The 20,237-nt window shown below is 59.5% G+C and carries 26 protein-coding genes; 14 read left to right on the forward strand and 12 right to left on the reverse strand.

The window, feature by feature from the left end; genetic code table 11:
* Positions 1-88: 88 nt before the first annotated feature.
* Positions 89-286 carry a tyrosine-type recombinase/integrase gene (locus EOC83_RS27490; RefSeq protein WP_244514468.1) on the forward strand — a complete coding sequence of 66 codons (198 nt, stop codon included), beginning with the start codon at positions 89-91 and terminating at the stop codon, positions 284-286.
* A gap of 963 nt (positions 287-1,249) precedes the next feature.
* Here EOC83_RS27490 and EOC83_RS27500 read toward each other — a convergent pair.
* Together EOC83_RS27500 and EOC83_RS27505 are read right to left on the reverse strand one after the other, a co-directional pair.
* Complete coding sequence (locus tag EOC83_RS27500) at positions 1,250-1,513, reverse strand: hypothetical protein (RefSeq protein WP_063170873.1); 264 nt, start codon at positions 1,511-1,513, stop codon at positions 1,250-1,252.
* 123 nt (positions 1,514-1,636) lie between these two features.
* Positions 1,637-1,828 (reverse strand): hypothetical protein, encoded by a 192-nt coding sequence (locus EOC83_RS27505; RefSeq protein ID WP_063170631.1) that lies wholly within the window; start codon positions 1,826-1,828, stop codon positions 1,637-1,639.
* 488 nt (positions 1,829-2,316) lie between these two features.
* Between EOC83_RS27505 and EOC83_RS27510 the strand changes: the two genes are divergently transcribed.
* Together EOC83_RS27510 and EOC83_RS33350 are read left to right on the forward strand one after the other, a co-directional pair.
* The gene (locus tag EOC83_RS27510; protein ID WP_027162007.1) at positions 2,317-2,541 is read left to right on the forward strand and encodes a hypothetical protein; all 225 of its coding nucleotides are present in this window, start codon (positions 2,317-2,319) and stop codon (positions 2,539-2,541) included.
* A gap of 168 nt (positions 2,542-2,709) precedes the next feature.
* Positions 2,710-2,928: a glycosyl hydrolase 108 family protein gene (locus EOC83_RS33350; RefSeq protein ID WP_244507020.1), complete on the forward strand. Its 219-nt coding sequence runs from the start codon at positions 2,710-2,712 to the stop codon at positions 2,926-2,928.
* 149 nt (positions 2,929-3,077) lie between these two features.
* Here EOC83_RS33350 and EOC83_RS33670 read toward each other — a convergent pair whose 3' ends face one another.
* From EOC83_RS33670 to EOC83_RS27530, 3 genes are all read right to left on the reverse strand, one after another.
* Positions 3,078-3,353, reverse strand: a complete 276-nt coding sequence (locus EOC83_RS33670; RefSeq protein WP_338039908.1) for a cyclic nucleotide-binding domain-containing protein — start codon at positions 3,351-3,353, stop codon at positions 3,078-3,080.
* A gap of 3 nt (positions 3,354-3,356) precedes the next feature.
* Positions 3,357-3,581, reverse strand: a complete 225-nt coding sequence (locus tag EOC83_RS27525; RefSeq protein WP_063170630.1) for a hypothetical protein — start codon at positions 3,579-3,581, stop codon at positions 3,357-3,359.
* Positions 3,582-3,996: 415 nt separating this feature from the next.
* Complete coding sequence (locus EOC83_RS27530) at positions 3,997-4,335, reverse strand: hypothetical protein (RefSeq protein WP_127224562.1); 339 nt, start codon at positions 4,333-4,335, stop codon at positions 3,997-3,999.
* Positions 4,336-4,475: 140 nt separating this feature from the next.
* Here EOC83_RS27530 and EOC83_RS33355 point away from each other — a divergent pair, with 140 nt between their 5' ends.
* Positions 4,476-4,817 (forward strand): hypothetical protein, encoded by a 342-nt coding sequence (locus EOC83_RS33355; protein ID WP_082826765.1) that lies wholly within the window; start codon positions 4,476-4,478, stop codon positions 4,815-4,817.
* Between the two features lie 124 nt (positions 4,818-4,941).
* A complete protein-coding gene (locus EOC83_RS27540; RefSeq protein ID WP_063170627.1) occupies positions 4,942-5,283 on the forward strand; it encodes a hypothetical protein in 342 nt (113 codons plus the stop codon).
* Positions 5,284-5,297: 14 nt separating this feature from the next.
* On the opposite strand, the gene EOC83_RS27545 is transcribed toward EOC83_RS27540, so the two are convergent.
* A complete protein-coding gene (locus EOC83_RS27545; RefSeq protein ID WP_063170626.1) occupies positions 5,298-5,552 on the reverse strand; it encodes a hypothetical protein in 255 nt (84 codons plus the stop codon).
* Positions 5,553-6,010: 458 nt separating this feature from the next.
* Between EOC83_RS27545 and EOC83_RS27550 the strand changes: the two genes are divergently transcribed.
* Both EOC83_RS27550 and EOC83_RS33360 read left to right on the forward strand, forming a co-directional pair.
* The gene (locus tag EOC83_RS27550) at positions 6,011-6,877 is read left to right on the forward strand and encodes an RNA ligase family protein (RefSeq protein WP_063170625.1); all 867 of its coding nucleotides are present in this window, start codon (positions 6,011-6,013) and stop codon (positions 6,875-6,877) included.
* 83 nt (positions 6,878-6,960) lie between these two features.
* A complete protein-coding gene (locus EOC83_RS33360; protein WP_244507019.1) occupies positions 6,961-7,101 on the forward strand; it encodes a hypothetical protein in 141 nt (46 codons plus the stop codon).
* A 328-nt stretch (positions 7,102-7,429) separates the two neighbouring features.
* Here EOC83_RS33360 and EOC83_RS33675 read toward each other — a convergent pair whose 3' ends face one another.
* Entirely contained in the window at positions 7,430-7,675 is a 246-nt protein-coding gene (locus EOC83_RS33675; RefSeq protein ID WP_013525243.1) for a hypothetical protein, read from the reverse strand.
* Between the two features lie 9 nt (positions 7,676-7,684).
* Positions 7,685-7,918 carry a hypothetical protein gene (locus tag EOC83_RS27565; protein WP_013525244.1) on the reverse strand — a complete coding sequence of 78 codons (234 nt, stop codon included), beginning with the start codon at positions 7,916-7,918 and terminating at the stop codon, positions 7,685-7,687.
* Positions 7,919-7,993: 75 nt separating this feature from the next.
* On the opposite strand from EOC83_RS27565, the gene EOC83_RS27570 reads away from it, so the two are divergent.
* The 3 genes from EOC83_RS27570 to EOC83_RS27580 all read left to right on the forward strand — a co-directional run bounded on the left by EOC83_RS27570 (position 7,994) and on the right by EOC83_RS27580 (position 9,833).
* On the forward strand, positions 7,994-8,713 hold the full coding sequence (locus tag EOC83_RS27570) for an SOS response-associated peptidase (RefSeq protein ID WP_063170624.1): 720 nt from the start codon (positions 7,994-7,996) through the stop codon (positions 8,711-8,713).
* 110 nt (positions 8,714-8,823) lie between these two features.
* Positions 8,824-9,015, forward strand: coding sequence for a hypothetical protein (locus tag EOC83_RS33365; RefSeq protein ID WP_244507026.1), 192 nt, complete (start codon positions 8,824-8,826; stop codon positions 9,013-9,015).
* Positions 9,016-9,548: 533 nt separating this feature from the next.
* The gene (locus tag EOC83_RS27580; protein ID WP_013525246.1) at positions 9,549-9,833 is read left to right on the forward strand and encodes a hypothetical protein; all 285 of its coding nucleotides are present in this window, start codon (positions 9,549-9,551) and stop codon (positions 9,831-9,833) included.
* 95 nt (positions 9,834-9,928) lie between these two features.
* Here the strand turns inward: EOC83_RS27580 and EOC83_RS27585 are convergent, their stop codons facing one another.
* Positions 9,929-10,219, reverse strand: coding sequence for a hypothetical protein (locus EOC83_RS27585; RefSeq protein WP_063170623.1), 291 nt, complete (start codon positions 10,217-10,219; stop codon positions 9,929-9,931).
* A gap of 521 nt (positions 10,220-10,740) precedes the next feature.
* On the opposite strand from EOC83_RS27585, the gene EOC83_RS27595 reads away from it, so the two are divergent.
* The 4 genes from EOC83_RS27595 (at position 10,741) to EOC83_RS27615 (ending at position 17,067) form a co-directional block, all read left to right on the forward strand.
* Complete coding sequence (locus EOC83_RS27595) at positions 10,741-11,010, forward strand: DUF488 domain-containing protein (RefSeq protein ID WP_245441372.1); 270 nt, start codon at positions 10,741-10,743, stop codon at positions 11,008-11,010.
* Between the two features lie 87 nt (positions 11,011-11,097).
* Entirely contained in the window at positions 11,098-12,141 is a 1,044-nt protein-coding gene (locus EOC83_RS27600; RefSeq protein WP_063170621.1) for an alpha/beta hydrolase, read from the forward strand.
* Positions 12,142-12,181: 40 nt separating this feature from the next.
* Positions 12,182-12,712: a DUF1003 domain-containing protein gene (locus tag EOC83_RS27605; RefSeq protein ID WP_063170620.1), complete on the forward strand. Its 531-nt coding sequence runs from the start codon at positions 12,182-12,184 to the stop codon at positions 12,710-12,712.
* A 965-nt stretch (positions 12,713-13,677) separates the two neighbouring features.
* Entirely contained in the window at positions 13,678-17,067 is a 3,390-nt protein-coding gene (locus EOC83_RS27615; RefSeq protein WP_063170619.1) for a DEAD/DEAH box helicase, read from the forward strand.
* A 77-nt stretch (positions 17,068-17,144) separates the two neighbouring features.
* On the opposite strand, the gene cyoD is transcribed toward EOC83_RS27615, so the two are convergent.
* The 3 genes from cyoD to cyoB are packed head-to-tail and all read right to left on the reverse strand — an operon-like array spanning position 17,145 to position 20,235.
* Entirely contained in the window at positions 17,145-17,552 is a 408-nt protein-coding gene (gene cyoD / locus EOC83_RS27620) for a cytochrome o ubiquinol oxidase subunit IV (protein WP_063170618.1), read from the reverse strand.
* Entirely contained in the window at positions 17,549-18,235 is a 687-nt protein-coding gene (locus EOC83_RS27625) for a cytochrome (ubi)quinol oxidase subunit III (RefSeq protein WP_082826763.1), read from the reverse strand. The genes cyoD and EOC83_RS27625 overlap by 4 nt, the downstream gene beginning before the upstream one ends.
* On the reverse strand, positions 18,232-20,235 hold the full coding sequence (gene cyoB / locus EOC83_RS27630) for a cytochrome o ubiquinol oxidase subunit I (protein WP_063170872.1): 2,004 nt from the start codon (positions 20,233-20,235) through the stop codon (positions 18,232-18,234). The genes EOC83_RS27625 and cyoB overlap by 4 nt, the downstream gene beginning before the upstream one ends.
* Positions 20,236-20,237: the final 2 nt, after the last annotated feature.

Consider the following 20,237-nt stretch of genomic DNA (forward strand, 5'->3'; position numbering starts at 1 on the left):
GCTTACCCAAGACAGCGGCGTCGTTTGGGCCAAGGCTATTTACCATCGGCCCTGGAAAGCGCTTTTGAAACAGGCCGGCCTGTCGGATGTGACGCTACATGAGCTGCGGCATACCTACGCCAGCACGATGGTTCGAAATGGCGCTCCGTTGATCATCGTGGCACAGGCCCTTGGTCGCAGCGACACCCGAACGGTGGAGAAGCACTATGCTCACCTCGCCCCGTCCTATAGCGGACATCATTCGCCGACTAGCACCCGACATTTAGAGGACAATCCAAATGGCTGAGGTCGTAATTGCCTGCTCACTTGCCGTGATCGCGTGCTTCTGCGCGTTGTGCATAATCGCGTTTTTCATGCTGGCGAAGTCCGCTACCCATCCTTCTTACCTTGAACAGGAAAGATGACGCCGCTCGGCGCTTGGCCGAGCCATTAGGTCCAACCGTGCGAGAAGCTGTGGCCACGGCGATGGCAAAGATCGACCTACGCCATTGCCGTGAGGCGCTTGCCCGCGCGCTCGTGCACGAAGGTGGCCATGTGAATAATAGGACCGGACCGCCCCACCTTCCGTGGCGTTACAGCTATTCAGAGCGATCGACAGTTCCACGCATTTGCGACGCCGCTTGGGCTTCGAAAAAGCTGACCGGCTTATCCGACGTCGCCCAGACGCAAATTCCGTAGGCAATCCCGAAGGAGATCAACAGGGCGGGCAAGATGGGTAAGCGGTGCATGGATCGGCTGGGCCTCTTTGTTGCAGACCCGCCCACAACCTCCTGCAACCCGATCGGTTCGAGATAAAATATTTACCGTCTTGGCATGGTTTACGGATGGTTTCGCAGGCCATCGCGGATGCTTGCCACTGTGTCTGCTGGCGAAGACAAAAAAAAGCCCGCTGCCGGGAGGAGGTGGCAGCGGGCTCGATTTTCGAATGTGGCGCGGGAGGAGGTGCGCCTCATTCAGCGCCGGCATCGCATCTGGGAGGAGTAGATGGCCGACAATCAAAATCTACCCGCTGCCCAGCGATTTCTGCAATCGTGGATCGTGCATAGCTGCTGTGCAGATTTGCTTGTGCCGACACACGTGTAGCATCAGGCCTCCGAATTGGGCAATTTTGTAAGCTCAGCAATCGAGGGAAGGCCGGTCCCGATCCTTGGAGGCGACACCAAGGCCATTCGCGACGCAGAGGAAGAGGACGTGTTCGACAAGATCGCCGCCCGGCCCCGGCAAAAGTTTGCCAGCGGGTCGGAACCTACTACTGCTGCTCCGGCATTTCAGTATTTTCCTGAGGGTCTTTTTTCACGCCCGGGCTGGGTGACGTATCCACTGGCGCATTACCGCCGTGGTTTTGCACAGGAGCACGCTTGAACGGTGCCGTCTGCCAAGAGCCGTTCGATAAAGGCGTGAGTACAAAGAATGCCATTAGGCCTAGGAAAATGACGGCAATAACCGCCACGCCCCAGGCCATGAGTCTTCGCGTGCCGCGTTGTTCTTCCCTGCGAGATAGATTGTCCACCATTGCTCCGGCCTCTCGTGAAGTGGCGCCTGTTGCGAAAGCATCTCCCTCCTCGAACTTCGCTATTGCATCAAAGTTCCGGCCCCGGTGCAGCATCCGCGAAAGAGCATTTTTAAGCTTAGCGCTCTAACGGCGTCGCCGGCGCATTGGGGGAATAGGCTTCGGGTTTAGCCTTAGCCACTGACCGGCGGCGAAGTTCCTCGCGAATTCCTCGGTCTCGAAAAGATGCTGGGTGATTTCGCCATTCTCGACGAGTTCTACCGCCCACTGGCCGTCGATGTGTTCGATACGAACACCAGCCCTTTGGTCATCGTCCACGGCCCGCACTCCCACACACGACGAAGGCACCAACAAATCATAGCGCCCAAAGCGCTTCAACGTTCGAAATGTACAAAGCGAAGGAGAAGTCCTGTGACCGGCGTGGTGCGCACACTTCTGGAACGCTGGCAACCGAAGGGTCGATCACGAAGACGGTCATAGGCGAAAATGCGACTGACGCGGCATCCCTGGATTGCTCGGTCGCGCTCGGTAGGCTCGGCCTGGAGGTCACTGTTACCGGCGTTGCAGCAAATCCTACGCGTGGAATGCCGTCGTGCGGATTCTAGAGGTTTAGTTGTATCCGAGCAGGTGACGCAATCCGACAATCGGTAGATAGACGGTCCAAATCATGCCGATGGCGGAGGCAACACCAAGGCCAATCGCGGGAGCCCACGCTCTCCATTGCATCTGGAGCCGCGCTGCCAATTCAGTCAAACTGTCTTCCATGGACGAATTCTTCCCAAGTTGATCGAGGGGCGAAAATGCCAATGAACCCCAAGACTGCCGCGCTTGCAATCGCTGCTAGTATTTGCATCGCTGGTTTCGCCTACTCCAGCGGTCACAAGGCCGGTCGTGTTTCTCAACTAAAAGACGCCGTCACGGCCTACAACCGTCGCATCGGGATTGACGACAAGGCCAACAGCCTCGGCCGCGTCGATCTCTGCCTGGAGCTTGGTGGCCTACTTGATGAGTGCCAGCGGCTAGACCGCTGATTTGCTTAACCGGCTGATTTCAGCCGTCCACCTCCATTGCCAATTCAACAACTGCCCATCAGGGCGGAAAGGTACTAGCCATGGACCGCAACTTTGCGCGGGCGCTTGCGCTCGTTCTGAAATCTGAAGGCCTCTGGTCGGGACAATCCGGCGGATGGCGGCGCCACCATGAAAGGCGTCACGCTCACCAACTTCCGCCGCTTTGTGAAAGCCGATGCTACCAATTCCGACCTGCGTCAGATCACTGACGCCCAAGTAGCGATGGTCTGTCGCCGGTTCTACTGGGATTCGACGGCCGGTGCCAAATGTCGGCGATGTGGTCCTCGATGCGTTCGACCGCGCGCAGCCGGTAGATCAGCCTGCATAGGATGTGCGCCATGCGGGTGAAGGCCTCGCGGCGCTCGACATTGGTGGCCCATCCCCGTAGATCGCCGCGTCGATCAGCGTCGAGCGCCAGAACGCGGCGGCAAAGCTAGGGTGCTGTTCACAGATGGCGCGCAGTGTGTCGTGGCGCATGAAGCCGACACGCGATGGCGTCAGGGTCGGAAGGTGCAGTCCATCACCGAAAGATGTAGTCCGTGCAGATTCGGAATGTCGCCGGTCACGAAGAATGATGTGATCTGCCGCTTACCCTCGCCGGTGTGTTTGGTAGAGCCGACCAAGCCGTCGATAAGGACAAACGAATGCGAGGGCCGATCGCCATCACGGACAAGGTCATGATTGGCCTGGAATTCCTTCTCCTGGATCGGGATGCCTCTCAGGACCGGCCTCGGATGGAATCTTCCATGTCTCTGCCTGGCACGTGCCGGCAATCCTTATGCCGAGCCGCGTTCCGGCAGCTCGGTCTCTTCCGCCACCTCTTTTTGCACGTCTCGGCGCGAGCGTTCCGCCTCGTCGGAACTATATTCGTCATCTGTCTGCTCGAGTTCGCGATCGATTGTCTCGCGAGATCCCTCCACCGGATCCTGTTGCGGAGATGTTTTCGGGCCGGTTTCGATCTTGCCTTCGCCGGGAACGGTGCGGTCGGAAGACTTCGACATCTTCGGTTTCCCTTCGTCTGTTGTACTGCCTTCACATTCCGGTTTCCTGCCCCAACAGGATCGTCGATGATTTGTTCCGAGGCAGGTCCCCGCTGGTTTCTTTTGCTGCCACGCTCCGGTTGCGACGCTTCGATGCCAAAGCTTTATTGTCGAGACCAACCACCCATGGCGCGGTCGCACTGACCGCTGCGCTCGCCAAGCTTGGCCGGTTAGACGAAGCGAGGGCCGCCGCCGCTCGTGTGCTTGAGCGGTGAATACCCAAGGGCGTCATAGATGAACTGATTGAGGCCGTACCTGGCAGCTTGCGGAAGTTCAGAAGGGCTGTGTCATTCGCCCTCTGGGCTTCGAAGGCGAAGAACTCAATGAAGGCCATGCAAACGAGTTCGGGATAAGCGTAATGGGTAGAACCATTGCGCTATATCTCCATAAAGAGCGTCGGCTCGTCGTACCCTGCCTGCCTAAGGTAGTCGGAAAAATAGAGCGACCGCCCGCGCTGGAGATCGAGGCCGAAGTTGTCTTCCCACTCCTTGGTGATCTCTTGGATGGTAGACCGTGCCGCGCCACAGATGGCGGAAAGGCCGCTTTGCGTGAGATAGGCCATGCCATTTTCAAGCACGCCCATTTCGATGCCGTTGACGTCTTTTTCAACCTCGATTCCGAGGTCGAGAGGAAGCTGTTTATAGGTGGCCGGAAGTCGAGGTGAACTTGCCATTAACCCGTTGATTGCTTGGCCGCAACCCTTGATTCGAGTCACGTAAGATACACAACTATAGCGATTCCTAATACAGGAGCTTTACTTATCCCCGGAGCGCCCGCCCGCCATTCCCCTACGGCTGGGTAGCGCCATCTGGACTCCAACAAGCAAGAGTCGCATTCTTCGATGGGGAGAGGGTTATGGGCCTCCAAAAACAGAAGCCTGTAAGGCGGCATAGGCGTTCGCTGTTAGAGCAGCGGGCGCTGATCCCGGTTTTGCTTTGCGGTGTTGCCGGGGCAAGCTATCTCATACCGCCGCAAGCCGAACAGCATCCCCTTCCCACAGTGCATCGTCTGGGTAGCCCTAGCTCGCCAAGTGGATGCAACATTAAGGGCAATATCAGCGAAACAGGCGACCGTATCTATCACATGCCAGGTCAGCGCTACTATGACGAAACGGTCGTTAACCCGGCCAAGGGGGAGCGCTGGTTTTGCTCTCAATGGGATGCTTGGTGGGCTGGCTGGCGAAAGTCGAAGGTATGACGGGAACTGAGGCTGCGGAATCGGCAAAAACATCTGTAGGTCGGCGCGCAACAGAATATTAGCAATCGGGAACATACGGCTCCTGCGGAAGTTTCTCGGCTGAAGGGACCTCAGGGAGGTTGCTATGAGAAAACTGTTCCTTGCTTCCGTGATCGCCATCGCCTGCGCCGCAGCCACGGTCGCGCCTGCGGATGCACACTTCGGTTCTGGCATCGGCTTTTTTGGTCCGTTCGGCGGCTTTGGTCCGTTCGGCGGTGGCCCCTTCTACGGCGGTGGCCCCTTCTACGGCGGAGGTCCGTTTTACGACTATGGCGGCCGCTACTACGGCCCCCGCTATCCTGGCTACGTGGTCCGCTACCCGCATCGCTACTATTTCCGGCATCGTCACCATTGCCGCGTGAAGTGGGTCAAGCACTGGCACCATCACCACCGGGTGCTGGAACGCGTTCGGGTTTGCCGTTACTGACAAGCCGGATTGGCCTACCGCCCTTCGTTGGCCTTGGCATAAGCATTCGCCTGCCCCATGCCGGAATGCTTCGTCGGGTCGGGCAATAGCTGAAACCGACGCTTGCTGTTCGCAATTCGAGCAGCGCATCTAGGCGCGAGATCAGCGGCCATCGCTGGCGCATCAGCGCCGTACCGCTCGCGCTGCGCCTCCAGGTCGAGCGTGCGGAATGATTGCAGCGGGCGCAATGCGCCGTCATGCCGCTTTCGATCAATGAACCAAACGTCCATCCCATGGCGTGAACATAGCAGGAACGGGAGCGGCGATCAACGATATCTCAAAGTGGCCGGCGCCCTTTGGCGGGGTGCTTCGGAGATGGACGCCGGCCTGGCGGGCGGGGTTGGCACGTCACATGGTGGTCGACACGGTCGGATACCAAGCGACGGTGACAGAACCGTGCCGACCAATCTGGGCACGAGGGTGGGCCTAGTGCCCAAACTTTTACACTACTCGCAAAACGACAGCGCAACAATTAGACCTCATGGACTAGTTCGCGCAGTACGATCTTCGAAAAGTAGGAACTATCCTTTGAATCCCAGGTTGGCACAGTGGCGGTCGATTCTCAGGATGTAGCCGCCCTAATTGCGAACTCGTCGTGCTTGGCCAACGCGGCGGGTTCTGCGCGTGTCATCCCTTTGCAACCATTTTAGCTTAATCTAATTTAAACTCGGTCAGTCCGAGTTCGCGTATGTTGAAGTTCATCCGGCCAATGTTCCCCACGCTTGTCGAGGTGCCGCCGACAGGGGACAACTGGATTCACGAAATCAAGTACGATGGCTATCGGACGCAAATCATAATCGAGGACGGCACGGCCCGAGCGATCACCCGAAGGGGCTACGACTGGTCATCGACGTACAAGACGATAGTCGAGGTGGCGGCAACCCTTTCCCCCAAGTCGGCAATCATCGACGGCGAGGCAATCGTCCTCAACGGGAAGGGCGTGTCGGATTTCCATTCGCTGCGGTCCGCGATGCGATGGGCGCCGGATCGGATTATCTTCGTCGCCTTCGATCTACTGCACCTGGACGGGGTCAACCTGCGCCCAGCACCTCTGCTGGAACGTCGGGAAAAGCTGCTCGAACTAGTCGGGACTGCCAAAGGCGTGATCCAGTACAGTCACCATGTGCATGGCGGCGGGGCCGACTTCTACGCCGCGGTTGATCGAATGGGCCTGGAGGGCATGGTGTCGAAGCGGCCTGATAGCGTTTATCGGTCAGGCGACACCGAAGCGTGGCTGAAAACCAAATGCTACGAGGAAGTCGACTTTGAAGTGGCAGGCGTGCAGCTAAAACCGGGATCGGCACCACTCGCTTTGATGGCAACCCGCGATGCGGAACGCCGCTATGTCGGATCGGCTCACATCGCGCTGACCAAAGCCATGCGAGAACGCCTGTGGGCCAAGGTGCAGGAGGGGAAAGGCACGCCACCGAAGGGAGCCGACAAGCCAGACGCCGAATGGATCAAACCTGGCCTTGTCGGACGAGTGAAGACCCTTAAGCGCGAGGACAAGCTACGCCATGCGACTTTGCGGGCGATCCGCGAGGCTAAGGCATGACGCCCCGGCCGCTCCACCATGTGAACGTCGAACCCAACTCCCCTGTGGCAGTCGATCAGCGTGCAGCCTTGAAGCTCGTCCGAATGGCCATCGAGCAGGTATGCCCTGCCGGCGTGCTGCCTAGCGAGGAATGGGTGACGGGCTACTATGGCCCAGAACCGATCTATGAAGGCGAGGCATTGGCCAAGGCGATCATTGAGACCGTGGAGCGCCTGACGAAGTAAGCCCGCCGCTGAGGACACAATTACAGCGGCGGGCCTTGCACTTGCACCAGAGCTTGGATTTGAGGAGGGGAATCTCAACCAAGCACATTTCCAACTTCGATCTCAGAAACAGGTTCCAGCCCTACGAAAAAGATTAATCGCGGGTGGCCCGCCACCGGGTCTCGGAGCCAGTGGCGGGCCTTGCTTGGCTGTTTCAAGGAGATTTCCTTACCAAGCGCATTCCGAACTTCGACTGCGGACGCATGTTCCTCCCAGGTCGGTGCAAGAGTTTATGCCCCCGCTGGCAATCGACGCATTGGCCAAGGGACGCCCAACAGGTCAACAGACCTTAAATCGGCTTTCCAGCGCGCAACATGGCCCGCGCAATTGCGAGTTGCGTTTCCAGCCTGGCGTTCTCTTTCTGAGCCATATTGTCGGCCGCTATGAGCCGTTTCAGCGCCCGCAATGTCTCGCCTCGCGTCCATCCCGCCTCCAGCATGCAATCGACAATCACCTGAAAGCCTGGCTCCATGGCCTCCTGGCAGTCGATGGCTCGGTCCTGATAATCGTCCTGTCGCTTGGGCGGATTGACCATATCTGATTCTCAGTTGGCGGGGCCTTTGGGCTTTGTCTCGGACGTAGATCCGTCGAGGAGATCGAGAAATGAGTGCAACGCCTTGACCATCATCCGAGCGCCGTTTTCGCTCAGGGTGAAGGATCGCTTCCCCTCGGCAGTCAATAGCCCGACAAGGCAGACCTCGGGATTATCGCGGTCATCGATTTCGATTGTGACGCCCGAGACCGCTGGCAGCATTACGTCCTTTGGCTTCTTCGGCATCACCACAACCTTGATACGTTCTCACTCCGTTCCCATCTTGGGCGGGCCTCGATCCTTGTCAATGAGACGACCTGAATGTGTGGACGCGTTTTTGTAAAATCGACCATCCCGGACATGGTGCGGCGCTTCGAGTTCGCGCACCCTGGCGACGTTGAGCGTTTGGGCAACGGGTTCCCGGTCTGGAATGGCGCGCCCAGCCTGACCTATCCAATCATTGTACGTGAAGAGCTTTCCACGAGCATGGCCGGTTTCCTTTCTGCGAAGTGGGGGCTGGTTCCCGGCTGGGCGCGCGATGGCGGCGGGCGGCCACCGCCTGTCAATGCGCGGTGCGAGACGATTGCCAGCAACGGCATGTTCCGAAAAGCATACGCCGCGCGCCGTTGCCTGGTGCCCGTCGACGGCTATTTCGAATGGCAAAAGCTCGATGGTTCGGGCACGAAAAAGCAGCCTTACGCTATCGCGATGACGGAGGACGAGCCTTTTGCCATGGCTGGAGTATGGGAAGAATATGCCGACAAGGCGACCGGCGAGTTGATCCGGACCTTCGCTGTCGTCACCTGCGAGCCCAATACGTTGATGGCGACGATCCATGATCGGATGCCGGTTATTCTGGCGCCTGCCGATTACATGCGCTGGCTCGGACCGGAACTGGATCCACGCGACCTCATGAAGCCATATCCTTCGGAGCTGATGAAGATGTGGCCGATTGACAGGAAGGTCGGAAGCCCGCGAAACAACACGCCGGACATCATTGACGAAATTGGCGTGGGACCAAACGACCTTTTCAACGTTTGAGCCTTTACACTGAACGGTCGCGGTAGGAATATTGTCCTCAGGTGGGGCGACTCTCAAAAGGTGTCGCAATGGCTAGGTCAAAACCCTCAAAGCAGTTATAACAGGCTGAAATCGAGCGCTTCCTGGTGGCAGCGGAAGCGCTGCACCTAAGCATCATCAAGCCGTTCATATCACCACATTGCGACCACTACAGGCAGACGCGCGTCCTGCACGAGGTGCTATTGAAGGCCGTGCGGGACGTCACCGGGAAAGAGGTCGAGTTCATCCGGTGGAACACCACTGGACCGGTGCTGCCCCCCTAAGGCTGGGTAAGCGCCTGGCTGCCGGGGATCGATCAGGCCGAACCCGCAGAACTGACAATGCCAGCGATGCGGATAGCGACGGCATCAAGTCCGCCGTCGTAAATTCTCGTGAGGACGTGTTCCGCAGCTTCAGCCCGTTGGGCAGTGCAACCGCGAACGTCGCCACCGCCCAACCTTGCCGGCCTGTTGGCGACGCAATCCCAAACTCCCCACAATCCGTCGCGCTCAATATGACAATAGAATCTGTGCTTGTGATTTTCCATGCAAGGTAAACTCCCCGCATCCCCATTGGGGTCCGATCTATCCAGGAAGGTGGTTAATGGGCCCGCGTTCGCCGATCGCACTTTAGGCTGGCCGCAGTGGTCCGTCGCCGCACGATGGACTGCTCACTGCACCGGCCATTCTCCACGACACCAGCGCGCGTCAGACGGCTGCCGATGCGGAATCGGCGAGATGCGGGAACAGAGTTCAGACGCCGACGTTTTTTCCCCAGGTCACGCGATTTTGCGCGTGTAGAACTAACGGAGGTAAAAATGAGCATCAAAATGCTTACGATGGGCGCGATGGCGCTCGCAGTGATGACGGGCTCAGCGCTGGCTGGCAGCAGCACCACTTCCGCGCTCGATGATCCTGCAAAGATGTCACCTTTCTTCACGGATGCCGGCATGAAAACCTTGAGGTCGGAAGCGGATTTCAAGACCGCATGGATGTCCATGAAACCGGATGAACAAAAGGCGGTGCTGAAAGACTGCGGCGACACCACGCTCAACAAGTCGCACGCTGATTTCTGTGCCATGGCCAAGAAGATGGGCGGCTGAGAATAACCGCTCTAGGCATTGTTCCCGAAACGTATTTGGCCCGTCCCTTAGGCACGGGCCTTTTTCTGCGGACCATTCCCTTGCGAGCCATGTTGCTAAGCGCTCCCGTCGGTCTCGCTTTCCTCGTCAATCATCCGGACTGGCAGATAAGCATTCGTTTCCAGCCACTCACGCAAGACGATCTGAATGAGCTCCGACCGGCCGATTTTCATTTCAGCGGCAATGGAGTTCAGTGCGTCCTGTGTTGCTGGCTCTAGCGGGAGGCCGGCGACGTTCCGGAGCATCAACGCAGCGCGCCGAAGCATGATCGGAAGATCCGCTCGCGACATGTCGGCGATGCTATCGGCGGCGTTCTCCAGTTCTTTGGCGAAGGATGATAGGGGCATGGCTCTCATCCTAAAGACAACAGCGGAATAATACACAGCAATTCAATTGAACAACGGGTGTATCGGGGAACGCCGCAAAATTATCTTGGTTGGATTGGCAGCAGGGATCACGGTTCACCTGGGCGGGCATCAATGGATGAGACGGTGATCCGAATATGCAGGCGGAACCTGTCGAAGAACAGCACGACCGCGAAGCCGTGGACCTCAGCTCTGTCATTGAACGCGTAACTGCGAGGGTTATCCACAGGTCACCAAGATTGGTAAAACGCTCCGAGCTTCGTTAAGGTTTCGTTAACACTCTGAGAGCATCGTTCGCGTGGGTTCTGAACCCCTAATCGCCTACGAAGCCCGCTGCCTAACCCCAAGCCCCCCGCCCAGGCAGCGGGCTTACTTTTCCAAAGAGAGCCACGTTGGCAGACAGCGCTCACCGGTTCAATTGAGCCTGAAAGCGTGTACGAACGGCGAACAAAGACCGCTTTGGGTCCGATTCGGCGGAGCCGTTCGCCAAAGGCCTGGCGGAACTGCAAGAGCTTAGCAGCCGGCATCGCTGCCCAATCATGTGCGCGGAAGCCGTCTGGTGGCGGTGCCACCGCCGCATTATTTCCGACTACCTGCTCGGAGAAGGCGAACGCGTCATGCATACTCTTGGGGCCGGTCATGCCGAGGAGGCCAGCCTGACGCCAGGCGCTGTGTGCGCGATGATGGAACGATCGTTTATCCCGGGAGCATCTCCTCGGGACGCAAGCATGGATCATTGCAAGATCGCGGCCATGGCGATCGCCAGGCGTTGAAAAGCCTTCCACGCCAGGCACAGGGTCTGGCGGAACAAGCTGTGACCTCGAAGGTTGGGTCACGCAGACAGCTTCTAAGGCACGCGAATGGCGTTGGACAGAGACGAGGCGAAACTAGCGGCCGGATTGTCCGTCGCTGCATTAGCGGCACTAGCGGGATACAACGCCATCCGCGCCAAACGTGCGATCGCCAGCCTGACATGCGGACGTATGATGGCAATTGATGGTCTGCGCCTGCATTTTATCGAAGCCGGAACCGGCATGCCGCTGCTTCTCCTGCATGGCAATGGATCCATGGCGGAGGATTTCAAGTCGAGCGGCGTCTTCGATGAGGCGGCAAAGACCTACCGGGTGCTCGCATTTGACCGTCCCGGCTTTGGGCGAAGCTCACGTTCGCGCACCCGGCGCTGGTCCGCTTGCGACCAAGCCGACCTCATACATGCCGCCGCCGGCAGATTGGGTATTAAGAAATATCTCGTCCTTGGACATTCCTGGGGAGCCTGGATCGCCCTCGAGTTGGCGCGCAGGCATTCTTCATCGGTCGCCGGCATTGTGCTTGTCTCAGGCTATTACTATCCGCCACCGCGGCTGGATCTTGCACTGGCCGCACTCCCGGCATTGCCGGTGATCGGAACGGGGTTTCGCCACACCTTGTTGCCGCTGCTTGTGAGGCTTGCCTGGCCTTGGGCAATGGAAAAGATATTTCGACCCGCTATGATCGCCAGCGACTTCGCCGCATCCGCCAAGGATGCCGCCAGCCGCCCTTCCCAACTGCGGGCGGTTTGTTCGGAGTCAGCATCTATGCTGGCCGCGGCCCTGTCGAAGAAGGCCAGCTATAAGGACATTTCCGTACCGACCGGCATCCTGGCGGGATCTGGAGACCGGTTGTTCGATGCGGAACGGCATGCACGGCGCCTGCATGCCGAAGTTGGTGGGTCTCTCCTCGAGGTGATTCCGGGCGCTGGCCATATGGTTCATCAGAGCGCCCCGCAGGCAGTAGTCGGTATGGTGCACACGATTTCAGCACGGCACGCCCTTTCCCAATCGGGCCGTCGGCAGCGACGTAAGCTGCGTGCCGACGAGTTCAAGCTAGGTCCGGCTCCGCAAATGTTCCAGGCGGGCGACAAGTGACGCCGCTTGCACGAGATCGTCGTTCAAACGAGCTTTTCAAATGAGCGACCAACGTCCAGCCAACATGCAGTCGGTGCTCCACCAGAACATAGAGGCACTGGTCGAGCACAGGCGACAACAGGAGGAGCACCAAAGCGTTCAGGTGCGGATTGCCGGGGCTATTTCGCGCTTCGCGGGGAGCATGACTTTCGTCTATCTGCATCTCGCAATCCTCGTCGCCTGGATCCTTGCAAACCTAGGCGCGATACCAGCCATCCCAGCTTGGGACCCAACTTTCGTGATCCTGGCCATGGTCGCTTCCGTCGAGGCAATCTTCCTGTCTACCTTCGTGCTGATCAATCAGAACAGAATGGCCGAACACAGCGAGCGCCGAGCGGAACTGGATTTGCAGATCAGCCTCCTTAACGAACATGAAACCACGCGGCTGATCGAGATGGTGGCTGCCTTGGCGGTGCGTCTGAATGTCTCCACCCCGGCCGACAAAGAGCTGCGGCAACTGGCAGAGAATGTCGATCCCCGAAAGGTGATGACCCAAATCCAGCAGGCTTCTGAAGATCAGCAGGAAGCTTGATCAAAGCGACCGCGCCGGCAAGCCGCCGCAGCGTACCAACCCAACACGAGCTTACAGCGAGAAACCATTCGCGCGGCTGCTGTAGGCCTGCAATCGTCCTCATCGTCTGGCACTTGGCTGTCGAAGCACCAAGCCCGTCTTGGCGTTGTCCAAGGCGACCTCAGGACGTCAATCGATCGCGGCAGCGTATCAGCGGCGATAGCGAGGTACACTGGGGAGCCGAAGGTGTTCCCAACAGCATAATATGATCACCAAGCCCTTCTTTCTGCCGCAGATCATAACGGCCGTACCTCAACTCTTAAATGCTCAGCAAGGTCCAGAAACTCACATCCAGGATTCGGATCTTGGCCCGAGCTGCTGACTGGATCGCACGCCGGCAAGTCTTACATGCCGTATCCTGCGCCGTGCTTCTGGCTCTTGGCCAATTATTTTCGCCTCACCAAAACTCCCGGAACATTCTGTCCATCCTGCGTTGGGCCGCGCCGGACAATCCCTCTTGCACAATCGCCTGTTGCCCGGCATCGGAAGCTGGATCCCCACAGCTTCAGCCCGCCTCGGCTCCCCACCCGAGGCGGGCGGCGCGGAGTTGATGCAAGCATAGAGACGCCTTCACCCCATCAGAGCTGGCCGTCCTGAGCCGCGTTTTGGCGCGCAGCAACCCCAAAAAACGAGACCGAAACCAAGAGAGAACGGAGTGCATCGCGCATCCTGGCTTACTACCAAGCTGGGATAACGGACGAGGACGAACTCGAACAGCTTTCTCGACAATCCCTCGCGTGGTTATCGACATTTCGGCAATTCAGCATGTGCACATACTAACTCCGGCGGACGGGCCACCGCGCGGCATGGCCCGACGCACAGAGCGTTCTGCCGGCGTCGAGCGTGATTCACAGCCGCCAGTTCTTAGGGCAGCTAGGAAGCAATGCATCAACGCCGCACCGGCTGCCCCGTCCTGGAACACTTTAATGCGCGCCGCCAGGAACGGGGTCGCTGTGCTGACGTTCTTCTGGGGACAAGGTGAGATTTCAGTGAACAGGCATATTTCGCGGACGGATGTCGAACAAATCGATCACACGGATGACAGCGGGTTTACGATAGAGCACGGCGTCCCGCCATCTTCAGCTATCGCGGCAGCGCTGGCCGGTGGGCTGGAGGCCAGCCGGCACAAGCACATTATCCATATAACTGCCTCGGAACGCAGCGCCGACGAGATCGTCGGGGCTTTGCGTCAGTTCCTGCCGCACGCGGAGATCATCTTGCTGCCGTCCTGGGATTGCCTGCCTTACGACAGGGTGTGGCCCACACGCGCCAATATGGGGCGGAGGCTTCGTGCGTTGTGTCACATGGCAACGAAGCCCGATCGTGCGCGCATCGCTGTAATGTCGATCGAAGCCAGTCTGCAGCGGGTGCCGCCCGCCCAGGTCATTGCTGGCGGTTTCGCAATTCTGGAGGTGGGACAAAAGTTCGACCGGGATGATTTCAGAACAAGGTCCGAAGCTTTTGGCTATGTCGTCGACGAGAGGGTCGACGAACCGGGTGAAATAGCTTTTCGGGGCGATCTCATGGACATCTTCCCCGCTGGCGCGGAGGACCCCGTTCGCGTCGTCCTTGGCCCAGACAGCTGCATTCGAGAGCTCAAGACCTACGATCCGATCAGTCAACTCAGCGACCAGGTTCGAGACTCGATTGCTGTCGGACCGGCATCCGAGCTGATGTTTAAAGCTGGTGATCATCCTGAGCTGACAGCGATGCGCGCGACGTCGATGGAAGAGCGCCTGGTCGCATTATATGGCGCGATGCCATCTGTCTTCGACACTGCGTCGAGCGCCTCGATCTCCTTCCTTGAAGGTATCGACGGGCAGCCGCTCGACAAAATTCTGGACCTGATCGAGGATGCACGCCGTGCCAGGCAGGAGGCTGCCGGGCGCGAGAAACCTTTGCCGGAACAATTTTACCTGTCGCGTGAAGAGTGGGATGCTTCCGTGCGCAACCGCTCCACGAGACTTGCCGTTTCTGCCGAGCGAGTTCCCAAATTCTTTCGCCTGGCCCGGCCCGGGTACGAAATCGCTGAATTCGTGACAAGGCAGACAAGCGCCGGGGCCAGGGTGGTGTTGACCGGCGATGCCTCTGAACTGCAGCGAGCAGATCGCCTGCTCAATAGAAAGCTAGGCCGGCGGGCTGAGGAAGCGGTCGACTCACCGCAAATACTTTCGGCCGCGAGAGGCTCTCTTCTCAAGGCTGGCTTCGTCCTCGATGAAGGGTTTGTCGACGCGCAATCCGGTATCGCGATGGTCGCCGCAGCCGACCTGTTTGGCCCTGCGTTGAAGGCGGATGCCGGCATGGCCGCAAGCATACTCGAACCCGAGTTGCGCATCGGCGACGTCGTCGTCCATGAAGACCATGGCCTGGGCGTGCTCGCGGCGGTCGAACAGGTCGACTTGGCTGGTCAGCACCAGGATGTTGTCAGGCTGGAATATCATGGCGGGGCTTCCTTGCTGGTTCCGGTCGACGACTTTGGGAAAATATGGCGCTACGGCTCGGAACCGGAGGCAGTGTCGCTCGATCGCCTCAACGGCGAGGGCTGGCCCAAGCGACGCGAGGCTGCGTTGCGCGAGATCGACAGGCTGGCCAAGCGCCTGGTGGGCCTTGCCGAGATGAGGTCCAGCCAGCCCGCCGAGATCATCAAGCCCTCCCGCGCGGACTTGGCCCGTTTTGCGGCGAAATTTCCCTATACCGAGACTCCTGACCAGGCCGCCGCCATCCGCGCTGTGCTCGACGACCTTTCCTCGGGGAGAACAATGAACCGGCTCGTCTGCGGTGATGTTGGCTTCGGCAAGACAGAGGTGGCTTTGCGTGCTTGCGCCGCCGCCGCCCTCTGCGGGAAACAGGTTGCGGTCATAGCGCCGACAACCGTGTTGGCACGACAGCACTATGAGACGTTCAGCCGCCGTTTCGCAGGAACGGGCCTGCAGGTCGCCCACCTGTCAAGGATGGTCGGGGCAGCAAAGGCAAAAGCGGCAAAGGAGGGCCTGCGGAGCGGCCAGGTTGCGATCGTCGTGGGTACTCAGGCCTTGGCGTCCAGGAGCGTCACATTCGCCAATCTTGGACTGCTGGTGATTGACGAGGAGCACCGGTTCGGCGTCAAGTTGAAGCTGGCCCTGCGGAAGATGGCGCCCTGCCTTCACACGCTGAGCATGAGCGCCACGCCGATACCGCGGACGCTGCAATCGGCGCTGTCGGGCATCCAGGATGTCAGCGTTCTAAACTCTCCGCCCGCCAAAAGACGTCCCGTCCGCACGATACTGGCGGCGTTCGATCCAGCATCGGTGCGCGCGGCCCTCTTGCGTGAATTTCACAGGGGTGGACAGAGTTTCTTCGTGGTTCCTCGCATCGAGGACATTGGCCCGGTCTCTGACCAGCTGAACAGGCTGGTGCCGGAACTCGGCGTTATGACGGCGCACGGTGAAATGAAAGGGAGGCAGCTGGACGAAGTCATGGTCGGATTCGCTGACGGTGATGGCGACATTTTGTTGAGCACCGACATCATCGAGAGTGGGCTCGATGTGCCTCGAGCCAACACCATCATTGTCTGGCGCCCGGACCGGTTCGGTCTGGCGCAGTTGCACCAGCTACGGGGTCGGGTCGGTAGAGGAGCGATGCAAGCGGCTGCGTTTCTTCTGACGGAACCTGGCGTTGAGCTGGCCGACGGCACCAGGGCCCGGCTTTCGACAATGCTTGCGCTCGATCGGCTTGGCTCCGGCCTGGCAATCAGTCAAAGGGACCTCGACCTGCGCGGCGCCGGCGATCTGTTCGGCGAAGATCAGGCTGGGCATATGAAACTGATCGGAGTGGGCCTCTACGAGCACTTGCTGGAGCGGGCGGTCTCGGCGGCTGGAGAAGGGGCCGACCCCAACAGGCAACTTGCCAACATCAACGTGCCTGCAAAACGGGCTTTTCCCGAAAGCTATGTAAACGAGCCTACTGTCCGTGTTGGCCTCTATGCGCGGCTCTCTCGTATTCGTTCTGACTTGGACCTTGATGCATTCAGCGAGGAGCTCGAGGACCGCTTTGGTGACATGCCTGGCGAAGTGACCGTTCTGCTGGAACTTACCAGGTTGCGGATAGCAGCGTCGGAACTGGGTGTCGGCAAAGTTGATGTTGGGCCCGAAGCCGTCGCGATCACCTTGCGCAACAAGCCTCTGGCGTCACGATGGCGGGACAGGAAGGTGTTGGGCCTGGAGTACCGAAACGGCCGCGTGATTTTCAGGCGGATCGAGCCCCGCGTCTCAGGCATCGATGCCGTTCGCTTGGCGCTAGATGCCATACGTGCAGTTCAGCCAAAGCACGAGGTCTGACGAGCCTTTTATCTCCACCGCGGCGGTACAATGTACCAGCTTCATATTCACCTCAGCCAAGACTAGCAGGGCGAGGTTTAAGGCATCGTTCCGGCTTGATGGGCCGTCATGGCGGCCATGTTCTCGTTCAGGTGGGCCATGATCCAAACCGAGCCCAGGACCACCAGCGCAACGATCAGCACGCCGAAGGCCAGGGCCAGGATGTTGTTGGTGTTGTCCGGCCCGGTGGTCAGGTGCAGAAAGAAGACAAGATGCACGCCCATCTGCGCGACAGCGAGCACCACCAGGGCCGAAATCACCGCCGGCTGGTAAATCAGATCGGTTTGAGCCGCCAGGAATGACGCGATCGTGAGCAGGATGGCCAGGCCGTAGCCGATCACATAGCCCAACAGCCCTCCAGCCACTTCGTGCTCGGTTATACGTTCCTCGCCCGGTGCGGAATCGCGGCGGTCCTGCATCTCGCCGGGCCTGCTCTCGATGGTCATGGCGATGCTCCCAACAGATAGACCAGGGTGAAGATGGCGACCCAGATGATGTCGAGTGCGTGCCAGAAAAGCCCGAAGCAGTGGAGCCGCCGCAAAATATCCGACCGAAAACCCTTGACCCATAGCTGCGCCATCATTGTGCCCAGCCAGAGCAGCCCCAGCCCGACATGGGTGCCGTGGCAGCCAACGAGCGCAAAGAAGGCTGATAGAAATGCGCTGCGCGAAGGCCCCGCCTGCTCGCCGATCATCGCCGCGAATTCCTGTACCTCCAGAAACAGGAAGGCTGCCCCGAGCAATCCGGTGACGAGCAGCCAGGCCTGCGTGGCAGCCATCGATCTGCGATGGGTCGCGAGTGTCGCCAGGCCACCGGTGAAGCTCGACGTGAGCAGAAGGCCCGTCTGCACCGCAACGCGGGTGGGCTCGAACAAATCCTTGCCGGTCGGTCCGCCGGCGGTCGCCTTGGCAAGCACGGCATACGCCGCGAAGAAGGCCGAGAATATGATGATGTCGGACAGCAGAAAGATCCAGAAGCCATATGCCACGGTGACGAATTTCGAGGCCGGGCCGCCTTCTCCGTGGCCGGTCGCGGAGCGCACGCCATGTCGGCCGCCCTGACCAAGCCGATAGGGGTCTCGGGCCTGGGTGCCCGCGCCGAAGTCGCCGGGTAGCGCGTGATCGCTCATGCCGGCCGCTCCCAGCGCCGCAGCCGGGCTGACTGTGCGGCCTTGTGGTCATCGTCGATGCGCGCGACCTTTTCGGCGGGAATCTCATAATCCCCATGATCGCGCCAGGCGAAGACGACGAAGGTCGCGTAGGCGCCGATGAAGCCGACGATCGCCAGCCACCATATATGCCAGATCAGCGCGAACCCGATCAGCGTGCTGAAGAAGGCGGTGACGAAGCCTGTCGGGCTGTTGCGCGGCATCTCGATAGGCTCGTATCCTTCCTCCGCACCGGGCCTCTTCTCCTCCCTTGCCCGTTGCTTGATGCGCCAGTAGGGCTCTTCATCCTCGACGAAAGGCAGCCGCGCGTAGTTGAAAACGGGGGGAGGGGAAGACGTCGACCATTCCAGTGAACGCCCGTCCCATGGGTCGCCTGTCTCATCGCGAAGCTTGTCGCGATGTCGGATCGAAACGGCGAGTTGCATGATCTGCAGTGCGGCGCCGGCGATCATCACCAGCACGCCGAACGCGGCCACCACCAGCCATGGCGCCCAAAGATCCATGTCGATATGCTGCAGGCGCCGCGTCATGCCGAGCAGACCGACGATATAGAGCGGCACGAAGACCAGCATGTAGCCGGCCAAGGTGACCCAGAATGCGGCCTTGCCCCAGCCTTCGTGCAAGCGGAATCCGAACGCCTTGGGAAACCAGTAGGTGAAGCCGGCGAACGCGCCGAACAGCACGCCCGAAATGATGACGTTGTGGAAATGCGCGACGAGGAAAAGGGAGTTGTGCAGCACGAAGTCGGCCGGTGGAACGGCAAGCAGAACGCCGGTCATGCCGCCGACGGTGAAGGTGGTCACGAAGCCCAGCGCCCAAAGCATCGGCGTGTCGAAGCGGATGCGCCCGCCATACATGGTGAAGAGCCAGTTGTAGATCTTCACCCCGGTGCCGACGGCGATGACCGACGTGGCGATGCCGAAGGCGGCGTTGACGTCTGCTCCGGCGCCCATGGTGAAGAAATGATGCAGCCAGACCATGAACGAGACGATGCAGATGAACATCGTGGCCGCGACCATCGAACGGTATCCGAACAGCGGCTTTGACGAGAATGTCGAGAAGACCTCGGAGAAGATGCCGAAGGCGGGAAGCACCAGAATGTAGACCTCGGGATGGCCCCAGGCCCAGATCAGGTTGACGAACATCATCTGATTTCCGCCGGCTTCGTTGGTGAAGAAATGGAAGCCGAGATAGCGGTCCAGCGTCAGCATCGCCAGCGTGGCGGTGAGGATCGGGAAGGCTGCGACGATGAGCAGGTTGGACGCGAGCGAGGTCCAGCAGAACATCGGCATTCGCAGGTAGCCCATACCAGGCGCACGCATCTTGAGGATGGTCGTCACCAGGTTGACGCCGGTAAGCAGCGTGCCGACGCCGGAGATCTGGATCGACCACAGATAGTAATCGACGCCGACGCCCGGCGAGTAGGTGGTCTCCGACAAGGGGGCATAGGGCAGCCAGCCGGTGCGCGCGAACTCACCGATGACAAGCGAGATGTTGACCAGCAGGGCTCCGGAAGCCGTCAGCCAGAAGCTGACGGAATTGAGTGTCGGAAAGGCTACATCGCGTATGCCAAGCTGCAGCGGTACGGCGAAATTCATCAGGCCGATCATGAAAGGCATCGCCGCGAAGAAGATCATAATCGTGCCGTGCGCGGAGAAGATCTGGTCGTAATGCTCCGGCGGCAGGTAGCCCGGCCCGTGGATCGCCAGCACCTGTTGCGTGCGCATCATGATGGCATCGATGAAGCCACGCAGAAGCATGAGCATCGCCAGCACAATGTACATCACGCCGATGCGCTTGTGGTCGACCGAGCTTATCCACTCGTTCCACAGATAGGGCCAGTAGCCCTTCACCGTTATCCATCCAAGCACGGCGACCGCTGCCAGAAAGACGCCGAGAGCCGCGACGAGCGGGATGGGTTGATCGAAGGGAATGGCCGACGAGTCGAGCTTGCCCAGCATCG

The organism is Mesorhizobium sp. Primo-A, assembly GCF_003997175.1.
GTDB classification, from domain to species: Bacteria; Pseudomonadota; Alphaproteobacteria; order Rhizobiales; family Rhizobiaceae; genus Mesorhizobium; species Mesorhizobium ciceri.